This window comes from Corynebacterium aquilae DSM 44791 (assembly GCF_001941445.1).
Lineage (GTDB): Bacteria > Actinomycetota > Actinomycetes > Mycobacteriales > Mycobacteriaceae > Corynebacterium > Corynebacterium aquilae.
Genome location: NZ_CP009245.1, coordinates 1252951 through 1273153, shown reverse-complemented (window position 1 = coordinate 1273153; position 20203 = coordinate 1252951). Strand labels below are relative to the sequence as shown.

Annotated in this window: 15 protein-coding genes; 6 read left to right on the top strand and 9 right to left on the bottom strand. The window is 62.3% G+C overall.

Going from position 1 to position 20203, the window contains the following annotated elements; genetic code table 11:
• Nucleotides 1–8: 8 nt before the first annotated feature.
• The 3 genes from CAQU_RS05365 (at nucleotide 9) to pth (ending at nucleotide 3190) form a co-directional block, all read left to right on the top strand.
• On the top strand, nucleotides 9–461 hold the full coding sequence (locus CAQU_RS05365; protein ID WP_075725899.1) for a hypothetical protein: 453 nt from the start codon (nucleotides 9–11) through the stop codon (nucleotides 459–461).
• Nucleotides 462–492: 31 nt separating this feature from the next.
• Nucleotides 493–2589 carry a hypothetical protein gene (locus CAQU_RS05360; RefSeq protein ID WP_075725897.1) on the top strand — a complete coding sequence of 699 codons (2097 nt, stop codon included), beginning with the start codon at nucleotides 493–495 and terminating at the stop codon, nucleotides 2587–2589.
• A gap of 61 nt (nucleotides 2590–2650) precedes the next feature.
• Nucleotides 2651–3190 carry an aminoacyl-tRNA hydrolase gene (gene pth, locus CAQU_RS05355; protein WP_075728418.1) on the top strand — a complete coding sequence of 180 codons (540 nt, stop codon included), beginning with the start codon at nucleotides 2651–2653 and terminating at the stop codon, nucleotides 3188–3190.
• A gap of 148 nt (nucleotides 3191–3338) precedes the next feature.
• Here the strand turns inward: pth and serA are convergent, their stop codons facing one another.
• The 7 genes from serA to CAQU_RS05320 all read right to left on the bottom strand — a co-directional run bounded on the left by serA (nucleotide 3339) and on the right by CAQU_RS05320 (nucleotide 13223).
• Nucleotides 3339–4928 carry a phosphoglycerate dehydrogenase gene (serA, locus tag CAQU_RS05350; protein ID WP_075725895.1) on the bottom strand — a complete coding sequence of 530 codons (1590 nt, stop codon included), beginning with the start codon at nucleotides 4926–4928 and terminating at the stop codon, nucleotides 3339–3341.
• A 336-nt stretch (nucleotides 4929–5264) separates the two neighbouring features.
• Nucleotides 5265–6239, bottom strand: a complete 975-nt coding sequence (locus CAQU_RS05345; protein WP_075725893.1) for a hypothetical protein — start codon at nucleotides 6237–6239, stop codon at nucleotides 5265–5267.
• A complete protein-coding gene (locus tag CAQU_RS05340; RefSeq protein ID WP_075725891.1) occupies nucleotides 6226–8025 on the bottom strand; it encodes a GmrSD restriction endonuclease domain-containing protein in 1800 nt (599 codons plus the stop codon). The genes CAQU_RS05345 and CAQU_RS05340 overlap by 14 nt, the downstream gene beginning before the upstream one ends.
• 161 nt (nucleotides 8026–8186) lie before the next feature.
• Entirely contained in the window at nucleotides 8187–9074 is an 888-nt protein-coding gene (locus CAQU_RS05335) for a cation diffusion facilitator family transporter (RefSeq protein WP_075728416.1), read from the bottom strand.
• 475 nt (nucleotides 9075–9549) lie between these two features.
• Entirely contained in the window at nucleotides 9550–10563 is a 1014-nt protein-coding gene (gene ilvC / locus CAQU_RS05330; protein WP_075725889.1) for a ketol-acid reductoisomerase, read from the bottom strand.
• A 264-nt stretch (nucleotides 10564–10827) separates the two neighbouring features.
• The gene (gene ilvN / locus CAQU_RS05325) at nucleotides 10828–11343 is read right to left on the bottom strand and encodes an acetolactate synthase small subunit (RefSeq protein ID WP_075725887.1); all 516 of its coding nucleotides are present in this window, start codon (nucleotides 11341–11343) and stop codon (nucleotides 10828–10830) included.
• Nucleotides 11343–13223: an acetolactate synthase large subunit gene (locus CAQU_RS05320; RefSeq protein ID WP_084563172.1), complete on the bottom strand. Its 1881-nt coding sequence runs from the start codon at nucleotides 13221–13223 to the stop codon at nucleotides 11343–11345. Before CAQU_RS05320 ends, ilvN begins: the two co-directional genes overlap by 1 nt.
• A 785-nt stretch (nucleotides 13224–14008) precedes the next feature.
• Between CAQU_RS05320 and CAQU_RS13195 the strand changes: the two genes are divergently transcribed.
• The 3 genes from CAQU_RS13195 (at nucleotide 14009) to ilvD (ending at nucleotide 18414) form a co-directional block, all read left to right on the top strand.
• Nucleotides 14009–15697, top strand: coding sequence for a mechanosensitive ion channel family protein (locus CAQU_RS13195; protein ID WP_075725884.1), 1689 nt, complete (start codon nucleotides 14009–14011; stop codon nucleotides 15695–15697).
• An 81-nt stretch (nucleotides 15698–15778) separates the two neighbouring features.
• Nucleotides 15779–16342: a PH domain-containing protein gene (locus tag CAQU_RS05310; RefSeq protein WP_075725882.1), complete on the top strand. Its 564-nt coding sequence runs from the start codon at nucleotides 15779–15781 to the stop codon at nucleotides 16340–16342.
• Between the two features lie 227 nt (nucleotides 16343–16569).
• A complete protein-coding gene (gene ilvD / locus CAQU_RS05305) occupies nucleotides 16570–18414 on the top strand; it encodes a dihydroxy-acid dehydratase (protein WP_075725880.1) in 1845 nt (614 codons plus the stop codon).
• A 127-nt stretch (nucleotides 18415–18541) separates the two neighbouring features.
• On the opposite strand, the gene CAQU_RS05300 is transcribed toward ilvD, so the two are convergent.
• Together CAQU_RS05300 and CAQU_RS05295 are read right to left on the bottom strand one after the other, a co-directional pair.
• A complete protein-coding gene (locus CAQU_RS05300; RefSeq protein ID WP_075725878.1) occupies nucleotides 18542–18943 on the bottom strand; it encodes a hypothetical protein in 402 nt (133 codons plus the stop codon).
• A 115-nt stretch (nucleotides 18944–19058) separates the two neighbouring features.
• Nucleotides 19059–20141 (bottom strand): DoxX family protein, encoded by a 1083-nt coding sequence (locus CAQU_RS05295; protein ID WP_084562812.1) that lies wholly within the window; start codon nucleotides 20139–20141, stop codon nucleotides 19059–19061.
• Between the last annotated feature and the right edge of the window lie 62 nt (nucleotides 20142–20203).

The following is a 20203-nucleotide window of genomic DNA, read 5'->3' as shown; positions in this document are numbered from 1 at the left end:
AACCCACCATGGCCGACGCCTACATCTATTCCCGCGAATGGCTCCTCAGCACTGTCCCAGTCGAAGAAATCCTCCACGGCTGTCCCCTCATCACCCTCACCCCTGACCCGGCCGAAGCATCCAACTATCTCATCACCCTCGACGACGGCGCCATCATCGACTTCAGCCCCACAACAGCCGACAACGACATGCCCTACCACTGCCTCGAAGCCGACTACGCCTCCGGCGCAGACGCCACCAAACTGCGCTTATTGTTCGACTGGCTCGTCGCCCACACCCCCTTCGACTGGACACTCGACATCGAAGGCACATACTGCGCCTACCGCCCCACCGTCCTGTTCGCCCACCCCATCGACATCCACCACCAACCACAGATCACCTACCCCACATCACTCGGCGCTTTCGGGCCGGTCAGCAAAGAACAACTCACCGCCCTCACAAGCGCAGCCCTCAACCGATGACCACCCCCACCACAGTTTCTATACCCTCACCATGAGCACCACCATCCGACTCAACAGCACCTACACACTCCACCTCGAACCCAACCGTCTCGTCTCACCCGACATCCAGCTCTACGCCCAGCAATACTGGGCAAACACCGGGGCCAACCAATACGGCTCCCTCGACTTCACCTACCTCGTCAACGACATCACCCGCCCCACATCCTCCCCATACGGCGGACTCCAACCGGCACACCTGGCCGCCGTCGGGGCGCGCGCACAACTTAACCCCGGCGTGTGCGCCGAATGCCTCCGCCCCCTAGTCCTGACAAACCGCACCCGCCTGTCCGAAGCAATCAGGGGCAAACAGGTCATCTGCCGCTACTGCGACCCCCACTTCAGCGCAATTGTCAGCAACGCCTACAACACCCACGCCAACCCCACCCACCCACTATTCGCCGAAGCACACCAAGCCCTGACCAACCGCGCCCGCGACCTGACGCAAACACACACCGCACAGCCGCTCGACGGGCAAGCCGCCCACATCGCAACCCACCTAGCGGCCTCCGCCGCCACCAACCACACCTTCGACATGTTCGCCTTTATCGGCGCAAGCAGCACCCGCACGCAACTTCTCGCCCTGGGCTATCTCCAAGAACAACGCCTCGGAATGCGGCCCCCAGCAGCAATATTCGGACTCGACAACCACATCGAATTCACTGGCCAAGCCCTCACCGAACTCATCCACACAGGGTGGATCTACCCAATCTCAACCCCCAGCATCAGCTATGCACAACTATCCACCCCCGCCGAAGCAATCCACCAGGGACACCCCAGCCCCTACCAATGGGTGCTGCGCGGCAGCACCCTAGACGCCTTCCTCCCCAGCGCAGCCACCACCGGCCACACAGAAGCCATCATCACCCGTGCCCTGCACATCGCCGCCCGCTTCCGGCTCACCCGCAACCGCTACAGCCCACAACACCCAACCAAAACAGTCCAAAACTACGGCTCACAGCTCGCCCAAGACCTCGCCACACACTGGTCAAAAACCGTGTGGGACAAAGACCCCGCACCCGAAACCACCCCGCCCAGCGCAACCGCCAACAGCCCACAAGCCCACGACCTCGACCTCGACCTCGACCTCGACGAAGTCAAAACCCTCATCGAACAGCTCTTCGTAGCTGACCTACGCACCCACCTGCATCACGCGCTACACGCCGCAGGCGCCTACCCCGTCGACAAAGACCAGCTTGATGCGATCGCCACCGCACTCATGCGCCACAACCGTCACCACCCCTATGGCCACATCATGTTCACTGTGGCTGCGATCGCACGAGGCTATGTTGAACAGATCCGCGAACAACTCCTGCGCACCCATGACACCAACACCGCACTGACCGACACCACCGCTGAGATCGCACAAGACATTTCAGACAACATCCGCTGGGTCGACACGCCCAGATACGTAGTACCACTATGGCCAGCAATCAGCATCAAAGAATCACGGTGGGCAGACATCGCCAACTCCTGCGCAGGCCACCTACAGACCATCCTCGGGTGGCAGCCCAAAAGCTTCGAGAGCCTCGCCCATTCACTCTCTGAATTTGATGCCGCCACAGGTCCCGATCCCCATTGGGCGCAGCCCAATAGCCCGACAGGGGCCCGCCCCCGCAGCCCTCTTACACATGCCTGCCTGGATATCAGCGACCTGTTCAAAGCGCTCGCCTTCGGCCTCCAGATACCACCGTCACCGGAATGCACCGACCCGGACAATCCCTTGATCAACCCCTCCGCGTACTTCCTTCCCGTGGTGGAACTGCTTGGGATACCCGACATCATTTCCCAATCCTGCGATGAGATGATCTCCTATGTCGACTCCCCCGCAGACCACCCTGCCACCGTGGAACTCGATGCTGCGATCGCCTCCGAAGTCGGCCGGGCGAATCAACCCCTACTGGGCCTTGCTCACCAGGGGGATCCCGTCGCATATGCCCAACGCTTCGGGCACACCCCGACCGCGATCACTGCCTTGAACAATGAGGACTGGATGACTGACTGCCCCCACACGGACCCTGATTGGAACAAAGACGACACGGATCCTTTCGAAGTGCTCATCATGACCCCGCCAAGTTTCGACGACGAGTAAGCAGCAGCTAGGCGGTGGCCACATGGCAGGGTTTTCGCCCGGGATGTGCTTTGATGAACACATGAAGAATCTGCTCGTCGTCGGCCTGGGAAACCCCGGCCCCGAATACGAAAAGACCCGGCACAACGTCGGATACATGGTGGTCGACGAACTGGCCCGCAGCAACTACGTCAACTTGAGCCAGCATAAAAAGACCAACACCATGCTGGGGGCTTTTAAGGCAGGCGAGACCACGGTGGCGCTGATGCGGGCGCGCTGTTTCATGAACGAAAGTGGCGGACCCGTCAAGGCCGTGGCCCAGTTCTTTAAGCTCTCCCCCGCCGACATCCTGGTCGTGCACGACGAACTTGATCAAGATTTCGGCACGGTGTCGCTCAAGATCGGTGGCGGCAACAATGGGCACAATGGCCTGAAATCTATTTCGAAGGCTTTGGGCACGCCGGAGTTTGCCCGCCTCAAGTGCGGCATCGGACGCCCACCCGGGCGGCAAGAACCCCGCAGCTTTGTCCTCAAGCCGTTTAGTAAGCAGGAACAGCAGCAGCTGCCCGGCATCCTCGACGATGCTTGCCGCAGCATCGACGACTATCTCCGCGGCCGCTAGGCCACCACATAACCGGCCATAGGCCACATGACAAAGGCCCTTCCGGGGCTTTCCACCACCTGTGTATGTGTGGAAAGCCCCGGAAGGGCCTTAATGCTATGCCCCCAGCCAGCGAGAACATTTTCGCTGGCCGAGGATGGCAGATTTTTTAAGCGTCGAAGTCGATCTGGATCGCGCGAGCAACCAGCTCGCCGGTGATCTCATCGATGATGGCCTGCGGCACTTCGCTGTCAACGCGCAGCACCAGGGTGGCGGCTTCGCCGTCGGAGTCCTGGCTCAGGGCGGCGGCAACGATGTTCACGCCAGCGTTGCCGAGCTTGGTGCCGACCTTGCCCAGCAGACCCGGGGCATCCGAGTAGTGCAGGAACAGGTTGCGGCCCTGGGCGCGCATATCCAGGCCACGGCCGTTGATGCGCACGATCTTCTCGACGCGCTCCAGGCCGGTCAGGGCACCCACCACGCTGGCGACGGTGCCGTCGGCGGCAATGGCCTTGACCTCGATCACGGAGCGGTGGGAGACGGATTCCGGCTCGGTGGTCACGAGCAGCTCCACGCCACGCTCTTCCGCGATACGCGGGGCGTTGACGAAGGTGACCGGCTCATCGATGATGGCGCTGAACAGGCCACGCATGGCGGACAGACCCAGGGTGGAGACGTCCTCGGTGGACAGCTCGCCACGGGCGGTCAGCTCCAGGGACACCGGCGCACCGGCCAGGATCTCACCGGCAACCACACCGAGCTTGCGGGCCAGATCCAGCCACAGGGCAACCTCTTCGCCCACGCGACCACCGGACACGTTGACCGCGTCCGGAACGAACTCGCCAGCCAGAGCCTTGAGCACGGAATCGGCGACGTCGGTGCCGGCACGATCCTGTGCTTCCACGGTGGAAGCACCCAGGTGCGGGGTGACGACGACCTGATCCAGCTTGAACAGCGGAGAGTCGGTGCAGGGTTCGGAGGCGTAGACGTCGAAACCGGCGCCACGAATGCGGCCCTCGGTGATGGCGTCAGCCAGCGCCTGCTCATCGACCAGGCCGCCACGGGCGGCGTTGACGATGATCTGGCCCGGCTTAGACTTCGCCAGCAGCTCGGCATTGAACATGCCGGCGGTTTCCTTGGTCTTGGGCAGGTGGATGGTGACGAAGTCGGAGCGGCTCATCAGCTCTTCGAGCTCGACGAGCTCGACACCCAGCTGGGCGGCGCGGGCCGGGTTGGCGTAGGGGTCGAAGGCGATAATCTTGGTCTCGAAGGCAGCCAAGCGCTGAGCGAACAGCTGGCCGATGTGGCCAAAGCCCACGATGCCGACGGTCTTGCCGAAGATTTCGACACCATTGAAGGAGGAACGCTTCCATTCGCCGTTGCGCAGGGTGGCATCGGCGGCGGGAATCTGACGTGCGGTGGACAGCAGCAGGGAGATTGCGTGCTCACATGCAGAGTGAATGTTGGACGTCGGGGCGTTGACAACCATCACGCCACGTTCCGTGGCGGCGGGGATGTCGACGTTGTCCAGGCCGACACCGGCGCGGCCGACGATCTTCAGCTTGCCTGCAGCTTCGAGGACCTCGCGGTCGACGGTGGTGGCAGATCGCACCAGCAGTGCGTCCGCCTCGCCAACGGCGGCGAGAAGTTCGGGGCGGTTCGGACCGTCAACCCAACGAACCTCGACGGCGTCGCCAAGGGCGTCGACGGTGGATTGTGCGAGCTTATCTGCGATGAGGACAACCGGACGGTTACTCACGTGCTTGGTCTCCTATGAGGATTTTTTGTTCGCCACTTCTTCCCCGTCGGCACGACCGCGTCGGCGAGAAAGAGGGGTCAGGGCCGGAAAAGTTGGCAACTGACTAAGCAAAAATCCTAGCCCACCAGCAAAACTTCATGGTCGACGGGGGTATATTTTTAGCCCCCATATGTGACCCACGACCAGTTTTAGGGTGGTCTTAGGGGGTGGAGGGCATCCGAAAAGGCAGCGCCGCGGTGCTTAGCAAGCCGAGTCTTGTGGCGCACACGAGCGGATATCGCATACTTTCCGCCCGATGCACCCCAAGCCATCGGCCGCGCACCTTTGCCACTGGGATTATTGGTAGGAAATGAACGACGGCTGGGGGGTGACCGCCATGGTTTCCTCCGGGGTGAACATGGGGGTGTCTTCGTCGTAGAAGTTTTTCCACGCCACGAAAACCCGGGGGTCGAGGTCTTGGCGCATGGTGTCCCAGGTGAACATCTTGTCTTCCCGGGGGCCGTGCCCGTCGACGTGGATGATGGTGGCCAGCTCAGGGTGATCCAGGTTGAGGTTTTCTCGGTTGCGCACCATTTGCAGTTGGAACTGGTGAATCACCAAGGCCTTTTGCGGCAGATCATTATCGCGAGTCAGCTGGGCCAACCAGTCGGAAACCTCGTTGATGTCGGCGGCGTCGACGTGGCCGACTTGTTGGGCGGGCAGCTCGTCCGGGCCGAGCGCCCACTCCGGGTCAATAGCCAGCCCAACATCGGGACGTTTGAGCAGGTCCTCGTATTGTTCGGCCAGTTCCTTCAGACTCGAACGCCCCGGCTGGATATCTAGCAGCGCGTAGCCGCCGGCCTGGGTGATCGCATCGATGGAGGGCACCAATTCAGCGGGGTCGGTTTCGTTGACGTAGTTGCCGTCCGGGCCGGGCTCGGAGGAGGCGACCGTGGCGATGATTTCAAATGCCGGCATGACCGGGACATCCGACAGCGGCTGGTAGTAGCTGGCGATGCGCTGGATTCTTTCCACCGCTTCTTGGGGGTTTTGCTCCCCCAGTGCACCCAATGCCGGGCCACTGGGGTGCCCGTAGAGGGCGACGATGCGGTGATTGGGCAGCAAAGTGCGCGAGCCGTCGGGCAGGGTCGGTTGTGCTGCTGGTTGGTGCGGAGCCGAGGTGGCTGCCGGTGCTGTGGCCGCTGGCGCGGCGGCCTCCTCGCGGTTGTCGCTCCCGCAGGCTGCCAAGCCCAGCGTGAGGGATGCAGCGGTAACGAGCGCTAAGGGCGCGCGCGTTAAGCGGGCACGGCGTGCGAGTTTAGGCAAATGCATTGGGTCCTTCCACTCCGCCGGACAGGTCATTGTCGTTGACATCGCGGTCTGCTGTCGCACCCATGGCGTGCTCAATCATCTCGAGCAGCTGGCTGCGCCTGTCGGCGAAGAATTCTTCTGCGTCGCCGCGGTGCAGCAGCTCCGGGTTGACCAGGTGAGTTGCTAGCACCGCGTCGAATTCTTCATCTTCCATTAGGGACTTGCTTTGGACGCGCTTAAGGTAGCGGGCGGGAGATGCGCCACCCAACACCACCTCAGTACGTCGTCCCATCGGGGTACGGTTGATGACGCTACCAGCGAGCACCGGGTCAATGCCGTGATCGGCACAGTAGGACAGCGGGAAAATCGGGTGGAAGTCTGTGTCCATCTCGTCGTAGCTGTAGGCGTCGAAGGCTTGGGCGGTGCGCCAATCCCGCGCCCCACGACCCATGATCAGCGCATAGATTCCCTTGTACAGGCCATCTTTGCGGGTTGCGGACAGCAGGCGGGATTCCACGAAGCTGGCTTGCTCGACGGTTCCGGGCACGCGCACGTCCTGATCATCGCCGGCCGCAACCCACTCGGTGACCTCGATGACGTCGCGGGCGGCACGGTTGACCACGCTGGGTCCGCCATAAAGCTCGCCGAAAACGCCGCACCAGAACCACCGGTTCAGGCGATCCCAGGCGCGGGTGTTGGCCAAGGCGCCGGGGCGTTCGTCAAGCAAGGCGAGAATGACTGCGAGCGGAACGATCTGGAAGGTATAGGGAACCAAGCTGGAGTCAAGGATGCAGCGTTGCTTTAGGAAGGTCGACGCTTCCGCGAAGGCTTCCCGCATGCGTTGCGCGCCGGCTTGGTATTCCTCTAGCGACAACCGCAAGATGTCTTCCCGCTGCCCGCGGGCGTAGCCTTGTTTGGCGGTGAGATACAGGCTGACGGCGGTGAGCCAGTCTGTGCGCTTCAAGCGGGAAAGATTCGGGTGGGTGGAAAAGAGCTTGGCGGTGGCTTCGTAGTCTGTTGCCAGGTGGAAGTCGGGGTCCTCGCTGGCGAACACCGCGGTGAGCAGGTCGAAGATGCCCATTTGCAGGCCGGCGGAGTTCACCCGGGCAAAGATGGAACCCACGCCCCCCTGGGCGGTTTCACGATCGAGGCGGATCATGGGCACGCTGTAGCGCACGAGCGGTTTGGCAATCGCGTTGTTGAATTGCTTGGCGGCTTCCCGCACCTGCGGGTTTTCATCGCCTGCCAGGTCGAAGAGCATGTCGCTGCCCCGGTCGGACAGCAGGGCGCTGACGGGCATCAGCCCGAGGGACAATGCATGTTCATCGCTGTCAATGGTGCTAAAGCGGCGCAGCGCGAAATGGGAGCGCACCTGCCCGTCGGCGGACACTGAGATCACCGCTTCGTCGGGCATGATCTCCTGGGACACGGCGGTGTTGATGTCGACGTAGAACTGGCGGCGGATTTTCTTGTCGCGGTGGTCCAGGGTGTCCACTACCCCGTCGCCACGCAGGCAGTGGTAGAGGGTGGTCATGCGCTGTTGCCCGTCGAGCAACAGCAGGCCGGGGTTGACGCCATGATCCGGAGCGCCCTGTAAGGGGCGGGGCCTAAATCGCATCGGTTCGTTGCGGGTGTCTAGGGCGAGCAGTGCGCCCATGGGGTAGCCACGCAGGACGGTGACAAGGAGTGCGCGAATGTGGTCGACGTCCCAGAGGTATTGGCGCTGGAAGTCTGGAAGTTGCAGGTCCCCTCGATCGATGCGGTTGAACAGATCGATGAGGTCATAGCTTGGCGTTGAAAAACCCATGCCATCAACCTTAGCCCTGGTGCAAAAAATACGAAGCTTCTTAGGTCAGCGCCGCCCCATACGCCTCTACGAGCAGGCGAAATGCTCGCATTTTATTGGTTTAGTGGGAAAAATGGGGTCTTCCCCAGAATTCGCAAACGGTAGCTGAAAGCGGCGGTGTTTTAGTGGCAGATGTCTTCGTGCTGCTGGTGCGCAGCGCCTTCGATTTGGATGGTGCTGTGGCTGACGCCGACCTCGCGAAGGGCTTGGTGGATGCTGTCGAGCAAGGCGCAGTGGCCGGCTACGCATCCAGTGTCGGTGGTGACGACGTGGCAGGTGACCAACACCTGGCTGCCGTCGACTGACCACACGTGCAGGTCGTGGACGCGGTGAACGCCTACAACCGCTTCGATGGCACGTTGAATGTCTTCGGCGTCAACGCCCTGAGGGACGTGTTCGAGCAGCACACGCCCAGCGTCGCGAAGCAGTGCCCAGGTTCGCGGCAGGATGAGCGTGGCGATAGCTAGGGAGGCGATAGTGTCGGCGAAGACGAAGCCGGTGTAGCGGATGACTAGGCCCGCCACGATGACCGCCACCGAGCCCAGCATGTCCGATAGGACGTGCAGGTAGGCGCCTTTCATGTTGAGGCTGTCGTGTTGGCGGCGCGCCAAGATCAGTGCCGAGCCGACGTTGGCGACGAGACCAATGATGGCGACGACGAGCATGAGCCCGGTGTCGATGGTTTCCGGGTGCCCGAGGCGCATGATCGCTTCGACCACGATCCACACGGAGATCAACCCCACGGTGACCGCATTGATGGCGGCGGCAAGGACTTCTACGCGCCGGTAGCCGAAGGTGGCTGTGCTGGTGGCGGTTTTGCGACCAATAAGGATGGCCACTAGGGCCATCACAAGCCCAGCCGAATCGGAGAGCATGTGCGCGGAGTCCGCGAGCAGCGCAAGCGATCCGGAGAGGACACCGGCGATGATTTCCGCGAGGAAGATCACGGTCGTCAGGGCGATGACTGCGAGCAGTGCGCCGGTGGATGAGGGGGCGTGACTGTGCACCAGTCCCCCGTGGCCGTGGTCATGGCCGTGGCCGTGGTCATGGCCGTGGCCGTGGTCGTGGTCATGAGAGTGATGTTCGCGGCCGTGGCCATGACTGTGCTGCTCGTGATGCTCGTGCCCTGGGTGCTTCTCGCGATCCCCGTGATCGTGGTGTGGGTGCGTGCCCACACCAGTGTCCACTGTTTCTGTGGCGTTTTTTACCTCTACCGCCTGCTGGGAATCCTGGGCAGCTTCAGCCGCGCCGTGGGCTGCCTTCTGATGCGCGCAAGACTTGTCGGCGGTGGCGTCGTGGCGAGAAGCGGAATTCATGCTCGTAGTATATGCCCAAAACCACCCTTAATGAAAACTTATTGAAAACGCCCTGGTTAGACAGCCCATAATTTGGCCCAAACGCGAAAAAGCCCGACACTTCCCACCCCCAAAAGGGAGAAAAGTGTCAGGCTTTGATGTACACGCCCTTAGGCGGCGCTAGGGCACCTTAGGCGGTGGCGTCGAGCGGGTTTTTCACCCAGCTCATCAGGTCGCGCAGCTTCTTGCCGGTGTCCTCGATCGGGTGCGCCTTCACGGCAGCACGCTTGTCCTCGAGATCCTTGTTACCGCCCTCAACGTTGGCGATGAGCTGCTTGACGAAGGTGCCGTCCTGAATGTCGGCAAGCACGTCCTTCATACGCTGCTTGGTGTCGGCATCGATGATGCGGGGGCCGGCGAGGTAGCCGCCGTACTCGGCGGTGTCCGAGATGGAGTAGTTCATGTTCTCCAGGCCGCCCTCCCAGATGAGGTCGACGATGAGCTTCATCTCGTGCAGCACCTCGAAGTAAGCCATCTCGGGGGCGTAGCCAGCCTCGGTGAGGACCTCGAATCCAGCCATCATCAGGTATTCCAGGCCACCACACAGCACGACCTGCTCGCCGAACAGGTCGGTCTCGACCTCTTCTTTGAAGGTGGTGGGGATAACGCCGGCGCGGGCGCCACCGATGGCGGCAGCGTAGGACAGGGTCAGCTCGCGGCCCTCACCCTTGGGATCCTGCGCAACAGCGATCAGGCAGGGCACGCCCTTGCCGTCGACGAACTGGCGGCGCACCAGGTGGCCGGGACCCTTCGGGGCGACCATGCCGACGGTGATGTTATCGGCCGGCTCGATCAGGTCGAAGTGAACGTTGAGGCCGTGGCCGAAGAACACAGCGTCGCCGTCTTTGAGGTTGGGGGCGATGTCCTCGTTGTAGATCTTTGCCTGGGAGGTATCGGGAGCCAGCAGCATCACCACGTCGGCCCAGGCGGCAGCCTCGGCGTTCGGCATGACATTAAAGCCAGCTTCGGTGGCCTTGGCGGCGGACTTGGAGCCATCACGCAGGCCGATAACGACCTCGACACCGCTGTCGCGGAGGCACTGCGCGTGAGCGTGGCCCTGGGAGCCATAACCGATGACAGCAACCTTGCGGCCCTGGATCAGCGACAGATCAGCGTCCTTGTCGTAGAGAACTTCAATAGCCATGAGGCGTGCAACCTTTCGTTGAGTTCCGCACCGGCATTTTTTAAATCTCCGGTGTGGACGTTCATTGTCAGTGGGATGGAAAGCGGAGACCCTCACGCCTTCCATAAATCCCATTCTGTGAAATGTAGCGTATCACAGAATGGGAATTGCGGTGTGTTTTACCCCCGCGCGGGGGATTTTTGTGGGGGCTTGTCCCCCATTACCGCTGGACACACCACCCAACGGCGCCATCCCAGATTGTGAGACAGTCTGGGCTGGGTTGGATTACATCTTGCGGGGAGCCATCACCTTCGGGCCACGGCCCAGGGCAACTTCACCAGAGCGAATCATTTCGCGAATCCCGAAAGGCTCCAGCACGTCAATCAACGCCTGCAGCTTCGCCGGCTGGCCGGTGGCCTCAATCACGACGGATTCGGGCGCCACATCGATGACCCGGGCGCGGAAAATCTTGGCCGCATCCACCACCTGGGGGCGGTTGGAGTTATCGGCGTCGACCTTGACCAGCATGATCGAGCGGGACACCGCCTGATCGTCGTCCAGGCGAATGACCTTGAGCACCGGAATCAGCTTGTTGAGCTGCTTGGTGATCTGCTCAATGTGCAGTTCGTCAGCATCGACGACGAGGGTAATGCGGTTAATCCCCGGGGTGTGGGTGGCCGCCGAGGCGATCGAGGCGATCGAGTAGCCACGCCGGGTGAACATGCCCGCAAGCCGTGAGATGATGCCGTCGGTGTCCTGGGTCAGCACACACAGGATGTGGCGATTGATCTCCTTGGCCATTACTTGTTGTCCTTTCGTTTCGCCGCATCGTTGGCGTTGTCGTCGATCGCGACATCAATCGCGGCGGGAGACTCACCGGCGGAGTCCTCATCGAACAGCGGACGCAATCCGAGGGCGTACTCAATGTCGGTGTTGGAGTGTCCGGCAGCGACCATCGGCCACACCTGGGCGTCTTGTCCGACGATGAAGTCGATCACCACGGGGCGATCGTTGATCTCGCGGGCTTTACGGATGGCGGGAAGCACGTCTTCTTCCTTGGTCACCCGGATGGCCACGCAGCCCATAGCTTCCGCCAGGCCCACGAAGTCCGGCATGTATTCGCCTTGCTCGCGCAGCTTGGTGTTGGAGTAGCGGCCCTCATAGAACAGGGTCTGCCACTGGCGGACCATGCCCAGGTTGCCGTTGTTGATCAAAGCCACCTTGATGGGGAAGCCTTCGACCGCACAGGTCACCAGCTCCTGGTTAGTCATCTGGAAGCAGCCATCGCCGTCGACGGCCCACACTTCCTTATCGGGGCAACCGGCCTTGGCGCCCATCGCAGCGGGCACGGAGTAGCCCATGGTGCCGGCGCCACCGGAATTGAGCCAGGTGCGGGGCTTTTCGAAGTCGATGAACTGCGCCGACCACATCTGGTGCTGACCGACACCCGCACAATAGATCGCGTCGGGGCCGACCTCCTTGCTCAAAGTGTTGATGACGTACTGCGGGGCAATGCTGCCATCGGTGGTCTCATCCCAGCCGCGGGGGAACTTCTCTTTCAGACCACTGACATAGGACACCCACTCGGAGATATCCGGCGGGTTGTGCTTGGAGCCCTTGAAGGCGGCCAGCATGTCGGCCAACACTTCCTTGGCGTCACCGACGATCGGAACATCGGCAGTACGGATCTTGGAGATCTCAGCAGGATCGATATCGGCGTGAATGACTTTCGCATGCGGTGCGAAGGAATCCACATCACCAGTGACGCGGTCATCGAAACGAGCGCCGATGGTGATCAAAAGGTCGGAGCGCTGCATGGTGCCCACCGCAGACACCGAGCCGTGCATGCCCGGCATACCCATGTGCAGCGGGTGGGAATCCGGGAAGGAACCCAAACCCATCAGGGTGGTCACCACCGGAATGCCGGTGTACTCCACAAAGTCGAGCAGCTCCTGGTGCGCCTCCGCCTTGATGACGCCACCACCGATGTACAGGCAGGGCTTTTCGGCCTTGGCAATCAGTTTGATGGCCTCATTGATCTGGCGGGGGTGCCCCGTGGTCACCGGCTTATAGCCGGGAAGGTTCATCTTCGGCGGCCACACGAAATCCATCTCGGCGTTTTGGATGTCCTTCGGCACATCCACCAGCACCGGGCCCGGACGGCCCGTGGAAGCCAGGTGGAACGCCTCAGCCAGCGCCGCCGGAATCATGTTCGGGTCGGTGATCATGAAGTTGTGCTTGGTCACCGGCATCGTGATGCCACGAATATCCGCCTCCTGGAAAGCGTCGGTTCCCAGCAGCGTGTGACCGACCTGGCCAGTAATAGCCACCATCGGAACCGAATCCAGGTTCGCATCAGCGATAGGGGTCACCAGGTTGGTCGCACCCGGACCAGAGGTCGCGATGCACACGCCCACCTTGCCCGTCGCCTGCGCATAGCCCGTAGCGGCGTGACCTGCGCCCTGCTCGTGGCGGACTAGCACGTGGCGGACCTTCTCCGAGGAATAAATGGGGTCATAGAGCGGCAAGACAGCGCCACCCGGGAGGCCGAATACGACGTCGGCGCCCAGCTCTTCAAGCGAACGAACGATGGCCTGAGCGCCGGTCATCCGTTCTGGCCCCTTGGAAGTCTTCGCGGGCTTAGGCGATTTACCCTTGCCCGCCTGTGCGGAAGCTGGCACGTTCACGACGTTTTGCTCCTTTAAGCTTCGTGATGAGAATGCGTACTCAAATCCCACCCCGCGAGCAAGGTGGAAAAACCTATGACCAACACCTAAAAAACAGTCACCGGTTTCACGCCCGATCCCACCACCAGCCCCAGCTGGGCGTGGTGCAACCTGAGCGCAAAACAACACACCATGCAGGTGGTGGTGTGCAACCGCGAACCAGAGATCACCTGGCCCATCACAACGCGGCAACGTCAACAGCATGTGATTGATGTCTGAAGTTGTGTTCGATCCAACGGCATTCGCTGTGTGAACTTACCCGCTATAGCCCCAAAGAATCCCGCACTCGCCGCGTGGAAAAACTCACACGCAACAACGCCACACGCACCCGTGTAACTATGCAAGACCCACCAGGACACGACGAGAGGTTCACCGCGACGCGCAGGGTGTAGTCATAAGAAAAGCCCTCAAGCTGTTCAGGTGCCGGGTGTGGCACCAGCCTGGGGGCGCTGACGTGAGAATCGACTGTGCAGTGACGAGCCGCTACGGCAGGCGCCGCTGGCTAATTACTACGCTAAGTCGAATCATCATGGTTACGTAGATTACACAACGGGCCACAAACGTGCCAGCCGACACACCAACCCCTACCCCCGGGCACCCCTAAACTGCGCCAGCACCTACACAGCCAACGACCTTAAACAGCCCACGCCCGCCACAACACCCGCAGAAAAAGAAACCACCACGCCTGCGCAGCCAACCATTTTCAGCAGCATCCGCACAGTCTCGCTACATTGAACTTCATGACTGCGAGATACCTCATCCACTCCCTATCTGGCGCCATCCCGCTCGGATATCTTCTCGATCAGCTCCGCAACTGGCTGATCTACCCCGGTATTCCGCTCGCCATGATCACCGTGTGCGCGCTTTTGGTGCCACGACTCGGGCGCATCGCAATCACCATCTTCCAATCCCGACTCGACGACAACATCCAAGAGTCCAAATCAAAACTCGCCATCTTCGGCACCCTGGTCTACATCACCCAGATGGTGGCCTACTTCCTGCTGATCGTGGCGTTTTTGAAAACCCTAGGCTTCTCCCTCGTCGGGGCGGCGATTCCCGCCACCGTGATTTCCGCCGCCGTCGGCCTGGGCGCCCAATCCGTGATCGCGGACTTCCTGGCCGGATTCTTCGTGCTGCAAGAAAAACAGTTCGGTGTGGGCGACTGGGTGCAATTTAAAGGCAACGGCGTGGACGTCGAAGGTGACGTGATCCAAATGACGATGCGCGCAACCCGGGTGCGCACCCTCAACGGCGAAACCGTTCTGGTGCCCAACTCCGCGGCCCGCGTGCTGGTCAACCACTCCAACTACTGGTCTCGGGCCGTCGCCGTCGTCCCCATTCCCCTGCTGTCCAGTGGCTCCATCGACGAAGCGATTGAGCGCAGCACCAACGCCGCCTTGCGGGCAATCTCCCGGGAAGACATCGCCCCCGACATCCGTGGGGAACTCGACGTGCACCCCGCAGTGTCCATCGACAAACCCACCGTCGTCGGCATGCCCTGGCTGGTGCAAATGCGTTTCGTGGTGCAGGTCAATCCCGCCCGCCAATGGGCCGTGGAACGCGCCATCCGCACCGAAATGCTCGACGAATTCTGGGCCGACTACGGTTCCGCAACCACCGTGTCCGGCGCCGTACGTCGCGGCATGGTCGACGCAGAAAAAACCCAAGTCACCACCCGCACTTACGACCGCCAGCCCCGCATCGATGTGCCACTGACCGGCGATGACACCCTCGACACCGTCCTGATGGACACCCCACCACCAGCGCCCACCTCGCAGGGGCCCACCACAGCCGCCACCACGGCGCGGCCTACTACCAGCGGCGAGGAACCTAGCCGCTCGGACGTGTCGGTCTCCGATCCCATCGGCCCTGACACCGATGGGCACAGCAACGGCCCCAAACGGCTCATCAAGGATCCCCGCACCTCCAAAATTCCGGGAGCGAAATACCTCTCCTTCGGCTACCGCATCCGCCCATCAACCACCCTGCTGCTCGTCGGACTGCTAGCCCTCATGGTGCTCCAAGGACTCACGATGGACACCGGCGAAGGCAACCCCAACGGGGCATGGGCACCTAAGAAAGCCACCCTCACAACCACCCCGCAACCAAGCGAAGAACCCGCCCCCACCCCCACGGAGGAACCCGCTCAACCCACCCCAACCCAATCCACCCCACCAACCAACGCGTCAACAGTCCCAACCCCCATCCAGCAGCCGGACACCGCCGACGCTGAGCAAACACCCGCCGACACGGCGGAACCCAACGGCGCCGCACCCGAAGATCAGCCAACAAGCACCGCCCCCGCCGCCCCACCAGTAGCCCCGAATGACGCCCCCGGGCCGGCGGAAAATCCCCAGCCCGACAACGCGCCCGCCCCCGCAGCACCAGCGCCCGACCCCTCCGCCGAGAACACCCCCGCCCAGCCCTAACACCTCTGGCCACCGACCACGCGCCCCATCTATGCACCGCAAAGGATGGGGCGCCTGATCGTTCTGGGTAACATAGCTGCCATGACTACTCCCGGTTCCTCGGAAAAGCCCACCCCCAAAGACACCTCAGCAGACGAGTCCGGCGTATTCCTCTCCGACCGTTTGCACCTGCTAGGCGCTGCGGCAGTACTGGTCATGGTGCTGCTCATGCTGCCCGCAAAACCCCTCGTCTTTGTGTGGTTTGTGCCCTGGCCGCTCCTGTTTGCCGCATACGTGTGGCGCTCGCGCACCACCGTGAACGAAGCCGGCATCGAGGCACGTCGCGGTTTTTCCGCCCCGCAACAGGTGCCTTGGGAAGACTTCGCTGGCATCCGCTTCGGTGGCGCCACTGCTTTCGCCACCCGCACAGATGGGTCAGAAATTCCCCTGCCCGGAGTGTCGTTTAACTCCCTGCCCCGCCTGGCCGCCGCCTCCCGGGGCCGTATCCCCGACGCCCTGACTGCAGGCCTGGAAGCCGCCGACGAAAAAGTCGTCATCATTCACCGTGATGGCCGCCAGGTACTGGTCGATCGCGACGATCCGGCAGCCCAAGCTCACCTGCGAGCCCAGCAGGAAGTGGCTGAAACTTCCGAGTCCGACAAGTAGTGTTCCAAGTAGTGTTCTTGGCGTCCCCACCCCACCTCGCCTAAGAAACAGACCCCCGTTCGCGGCGATCCCGTGACGCAGCTTTGTTATCTGTGGCGGAAGTTTTTTCACTATAAAACTCACCCATGATCTTCCGCGGTTCGTGTTGTGTTGTTGCCTTACCCGCAGGCGGCACCACACGTGACCACAACACGTTTTCGTTTTTCTTCATTTAAGGTCCAGCCCAGATGTCTATACCTCTTCGTTCAAAAGTCACCACCGTCGGTCGAAACGCGGCCGGTGCCCGCAGTTTGTGGCGCGCCACCGGCATGACCGACTCCGACTTCGGCAAACCCATCGTGGCCATCGCGAACTCCTTCACCCAGTTCGTTCCTGGCCACGTCCACCTGCGCGACGTCGGCAAAATCGTCGCCGAAGCGGTAGAAGCAGCCGGTGGTGTCGCCAAAGAATTCAATACCATCGCCGTCGATGATGGTATTGCCATGGGCCACGGCGGCATGCTGTATTCCCTCCCCTCCCGCGAAATCATCGCGGACTCGGTGGAATACATGTGCAACGCACACACCGCCGACGCCCTGGTGTGTATTTCCAACTGCGACAAGATCACCCCGGGCATGCTCAATGCGGCGCTGCGCCTGAACATTCCGGTTGTTTTCGTCTCCGGTGGCCCCATGGAAGCCGGTAAAGCTGTCGTCGTCGATGGTGTCGCCCACGCCCCCACCGACTTGGTGACCGCGATTTCCGCATCCGCTTCCCCCGAGGTGGGCGAAGAGGGACTGAGCCGGGTGGAGCAGTCCGCCTGCCCGACCTGTGGTTCTTGCTCGGGCATGTTCACCGCGAACTCCATGAACTGCCTCACCGAGGCACTGGGCCTTTCCCTGCCGGGTAACGGTTCCACCCTGGCAACCCACGCCGCCCGCCGTGCCCTGTTTGAACGGGCCGGCAGCCTGGTGGTGGAACTGTGCAAGCGCTACTACGGCGAGGGCGACACCTCGGTGCTGCCCCGCAGCATCGCCACCCGCCACGCTTTCGACAACGCTATGGCCTTGGATATGGCGATGGGTGGCTCCACCAACACCGTGCTGCACATCCTGGCAGCAGCCCAGGAAGGCGAGGTCGATTTCGACCTCGATGACATCGACGAGCTGTCTAGGAAGGTGGGCTGCCTGTCGAAGGTGTCTCCGAACTCCGACTACCACATGGAGGATGTGCACCGCGCCGGCGGTATTCCCGCCATCCTCGGCGAGCTGTACCGTGGCGGACTGCTGCACGAGGACGTCCACTCGGTGCACTCCCCCGATCTCGCATCCTGGCTTTCGCAATGGGATATTCGTGCAGAAAACCCCAGCGCTGAGGCCGTGGAACTCTTCCACGCCGCGCCAGGCGGGGTTCGTACCACCGAGCCGTTTTCGACGAATAACCGGTGGGATGAGCTCGATGTGGATGCTGCCGGCGGGTGCATCCGCGATGTGGAGCACGCCTACACCAAGGATGGTGGCTTGGCGGTGCTGCGCGGCAATCTCGCGGTCGATGGCGCCATCATTAAGGCTGCGGGTGTCGACGAATCGCTGTGGCGTTTCACCGGCCCGGCCCGCGTGGTGGAATCCCAGGAGGAAGCCGTCTCGGTCATCCTCAATGGCACCATCCAGCCCGGTGAGGTGCTAGTGGTTCGCTATGAGGGCCCCTCCGGCGGGCCCGGCATGCAGGAGATGCTGCACCCGACCGCCTTTTTGAAGGGCGCCGGCCTGGGCAAGAAGTGTGCGTTGATCACTGATGGTCGTTTCTCGGGTGGTTCCTCCGGTTTGTCGGTGGGCCACATCTCCCCCGAGGCCGCTCACGGTGGCACCATCGGTCTAATCGAAAATGGTGATGAGATCACCATCGACGTGCACACCCGTGAACTGACGGTCAATGTTAGCGATGAGGAGCTGGCAGCGCGCCGCGAGGCGATGGAGCAGCGCCCCACCCCGTGGGCCCCGCTGAACCGTCAGCGCACCGTCACCAAGGCGCTGCGCGCTTACGCGAAGATGGCCACCAGTGCAGACAAGGGCGCGGTGCGCTCCATCGACTAGGTTCTTATGCAGCCCGGGGCTGTCCCCCGGGCTGCATAGCACCACACAAGACGACACGACCAAGGCCACCTCCTTCCCCCTACTTTTCGGGAAATGAGGTGGCCTTAGTGGTGCTTAGGTGCTGGGATTATCCGGCGTTGCTTGCGTGGTTGCGGTGCGCCGCCCAGGACACCAGGGCGGTGATGCCGGCGACTGTGATCAGTAGTGTCATGAGTCCGACGACGATCATGAAGGCACCCACCATGAACAGCCCGGTCACGTCGGTGGAGCGCACCGCCAGGATGAACAGTGCGACGAAGGAAATGGTGGTCGCAAAGGCGTAGGTCGTCGAGATCGCGAAGCGGTGTGCGAGGGTGAAGTACACAGCACCGGCCGCGGCGATCACTGCGAAGACCACCATTTGCCAGATTGCCCAGGGAAAGTAGGTGGACGCCGGTTCGGGGTTGCCGATTGACCAGGAGAACAGAGCGAACCACCCGCCGATGCCGACGACGAGGCCGGCGATGATGGCTTGCAGGTCTGGTTTCATGGCGCGTGTCTCCTGTGACGATGAGGGGCGATGGTGGTGTTGGTGGGCGTGCAACGCCACCACGTGGCCTCACCCGGCGTGGGTTTTGGGCCACCACCCACATAGTCTAGCGGCCTTAGGCCAGCGGGTTAATTCCGGTGCCGAACCACCACAGGGCTACTGCGCCTGCCACGCCGAGCAGGCCCAGCACATAGGAGCTGGCGAGGGGTCGACGCGCCCAGCCGCGGGAGAAGTCCAGCCCGTAGCGGCCGGGGCCGGTGAATTGGAGCACCATGGCGATGCCGAGGAGCACCCCGGCGAGAATGATGCCGTCTTCGGTGCCGCCTGCCCAGATCTGGTGGATCAGGGTAAATCCGGTGGCTGCGATGGCGACCGCGGAGGCGATGGGAGCCATCAGGCCGAGGATGAGGAACACTGCGGCGGTCAGTTCCAGGGCGGGGATCGCGATGGCCAGCATGCTGGGGTAGGTGTATTGGGCGTATTCGTTTTGCAGCCCGACCATGCCTGCATTGCCGGCGAGGGAGAAGAACACCGCCAGGGCGTGGAATCCGAGGATGGCGCCAAGCACGAGGCGCAGCAGCAGCAAACCGAAGTCCATGGTGCCGCGGCGGGGGTCTGCTGCCATTTGTACGACGGCGTCGTCGTTGAGTGCGGCGTATTCGGCGGATTCGGTATCGACTGGGTCGATCAGCGGTTGAGCGACGGGCTCGAATACGTCCGTGGGCGGCGCGGGATCGAAGCTGGTTTGGTTCTTGGGCGTGGCCGGGGATGCGACCACTGCGGTGGGGGCTTCGTCGACGGGCTTGGTGCCGGCGCTGGGTCGCGCCGGATCCTCGTCCAGGGGTGGCAGCAGTTTGGCGACATCGGCGGCGCGTTGCTGGCCGGGAGTCGGCCCGGCGGGCGCGTCGAAGGCGGTGGTCGGTGCGTCGGAGGCCAGCGCCGGCTCTTTGCGGGTGGGGCTGGCCGGGGTGACGGATTCGAAGGTGGTGGTCGGCGCGGCGGAATCCAGCTCTACGGTGTCGCTAGCTGCCACTGGGGTGGTGTCTTCCACCGGTGGCTGCTGTTGCGGGGAGATGGTTTGGGGCGCTGCGCGCCCGACGCGGGCGTAGATGTCGTTACCGCTGACCGTGGGGATGTCGACGTCGTCGAAATCTTCGGCGCGGGCGCGATCGGGTTGGTTGGGGTGCTGTGACTTCATACTGGCACACAGTATTCTTTGCGCAGGCGCAGGTGGTGGTGCCAGGCCGACAAGTGGTGCAC

Bases quoted from the DNA above. Each gene is read 5' to 3' on its own strand.
- CAQU_RS13195 (WP_075725884.1), top strand. From the start codon at position 14,009: ATGACTGCGAGATACCTCATCCACTCCCTATCTGGCGCCATCCCGCTC.
- CAQU_RS05365 (WP_075725899.1), top strand. From the start codon at position 9: ATGGCCGACGCCTACATCTATTCCCGCGAATGGCTCCTCAGCACTGTC.
- CAQU_RS05340 (WP_075725891.1), bottom strand. From the start codon at position 8,025: ATGGGTTTTTCAACGCCAAGCTATGACCTCATCGATCTGTTCAACCGC.
- ilvD (WP_075725880.1), top strand. From the start codon at position 16,570: ATGTCTATACCTCTTCGTTCAAAAGTCACCACCGTCGGTCGAAACGCG.
- ilvC (WP_075725889.1), bottom strand. From the start codon at position 10,563: ATGGCTATTGAAGTTCTCTACGACAAGGACGCTGATCTGTCGCTGATC.
- ilvN (WP_075725887.1), bottom strand. From the start codon at position 11,343: ATGGCCAAGGAGATCAATCGCCACATCCTGTGTGTGCTGACCCAGGAC.
- CAQU_RS05310 (WP_075725882.1), top strand. From the start codon at position 15,779: ATGACTACTCCCGGTTCCTCGGAAAAGCCCACCCCCAAAGACACCTCA.
- CAQU_RS05345 (WP_075725893.1), bottom strand. From the start codon at position 6,239: ATGCATTTGCCTAAACTCGCACGCCGTGCCCGCTTAACGCGCGCGCCC.
- pth (WP_075728418.1), top strand. From the start codon at position 2,651: ATGAAGAATCTGCTCGTCGTCGGCCTGGGAAACCCCGGCCCCGAATAC.
- CAQU_RS05300 (WP_075725878.1), bottom strand. From the start codon at position 18,943: ATGAAACCAGACCTGCAAGCCATCATCGCCGGCCTCGTCGTCGGCATC.
- CAQU_RS05360 (WP_075725897.1), top strand. From the start codon at position 493: ATGAGCACCACCATCCGACTCAACAGCACCTACACACTCCACCTCGAA.
- CAQU_RS05295 (WP_084562812.1), bottom strand. From the start codon at position 20,141: ATGAAGTCACAGCACCCCAACCAACCCGATCGCGCCCGCGCCGAAGAT.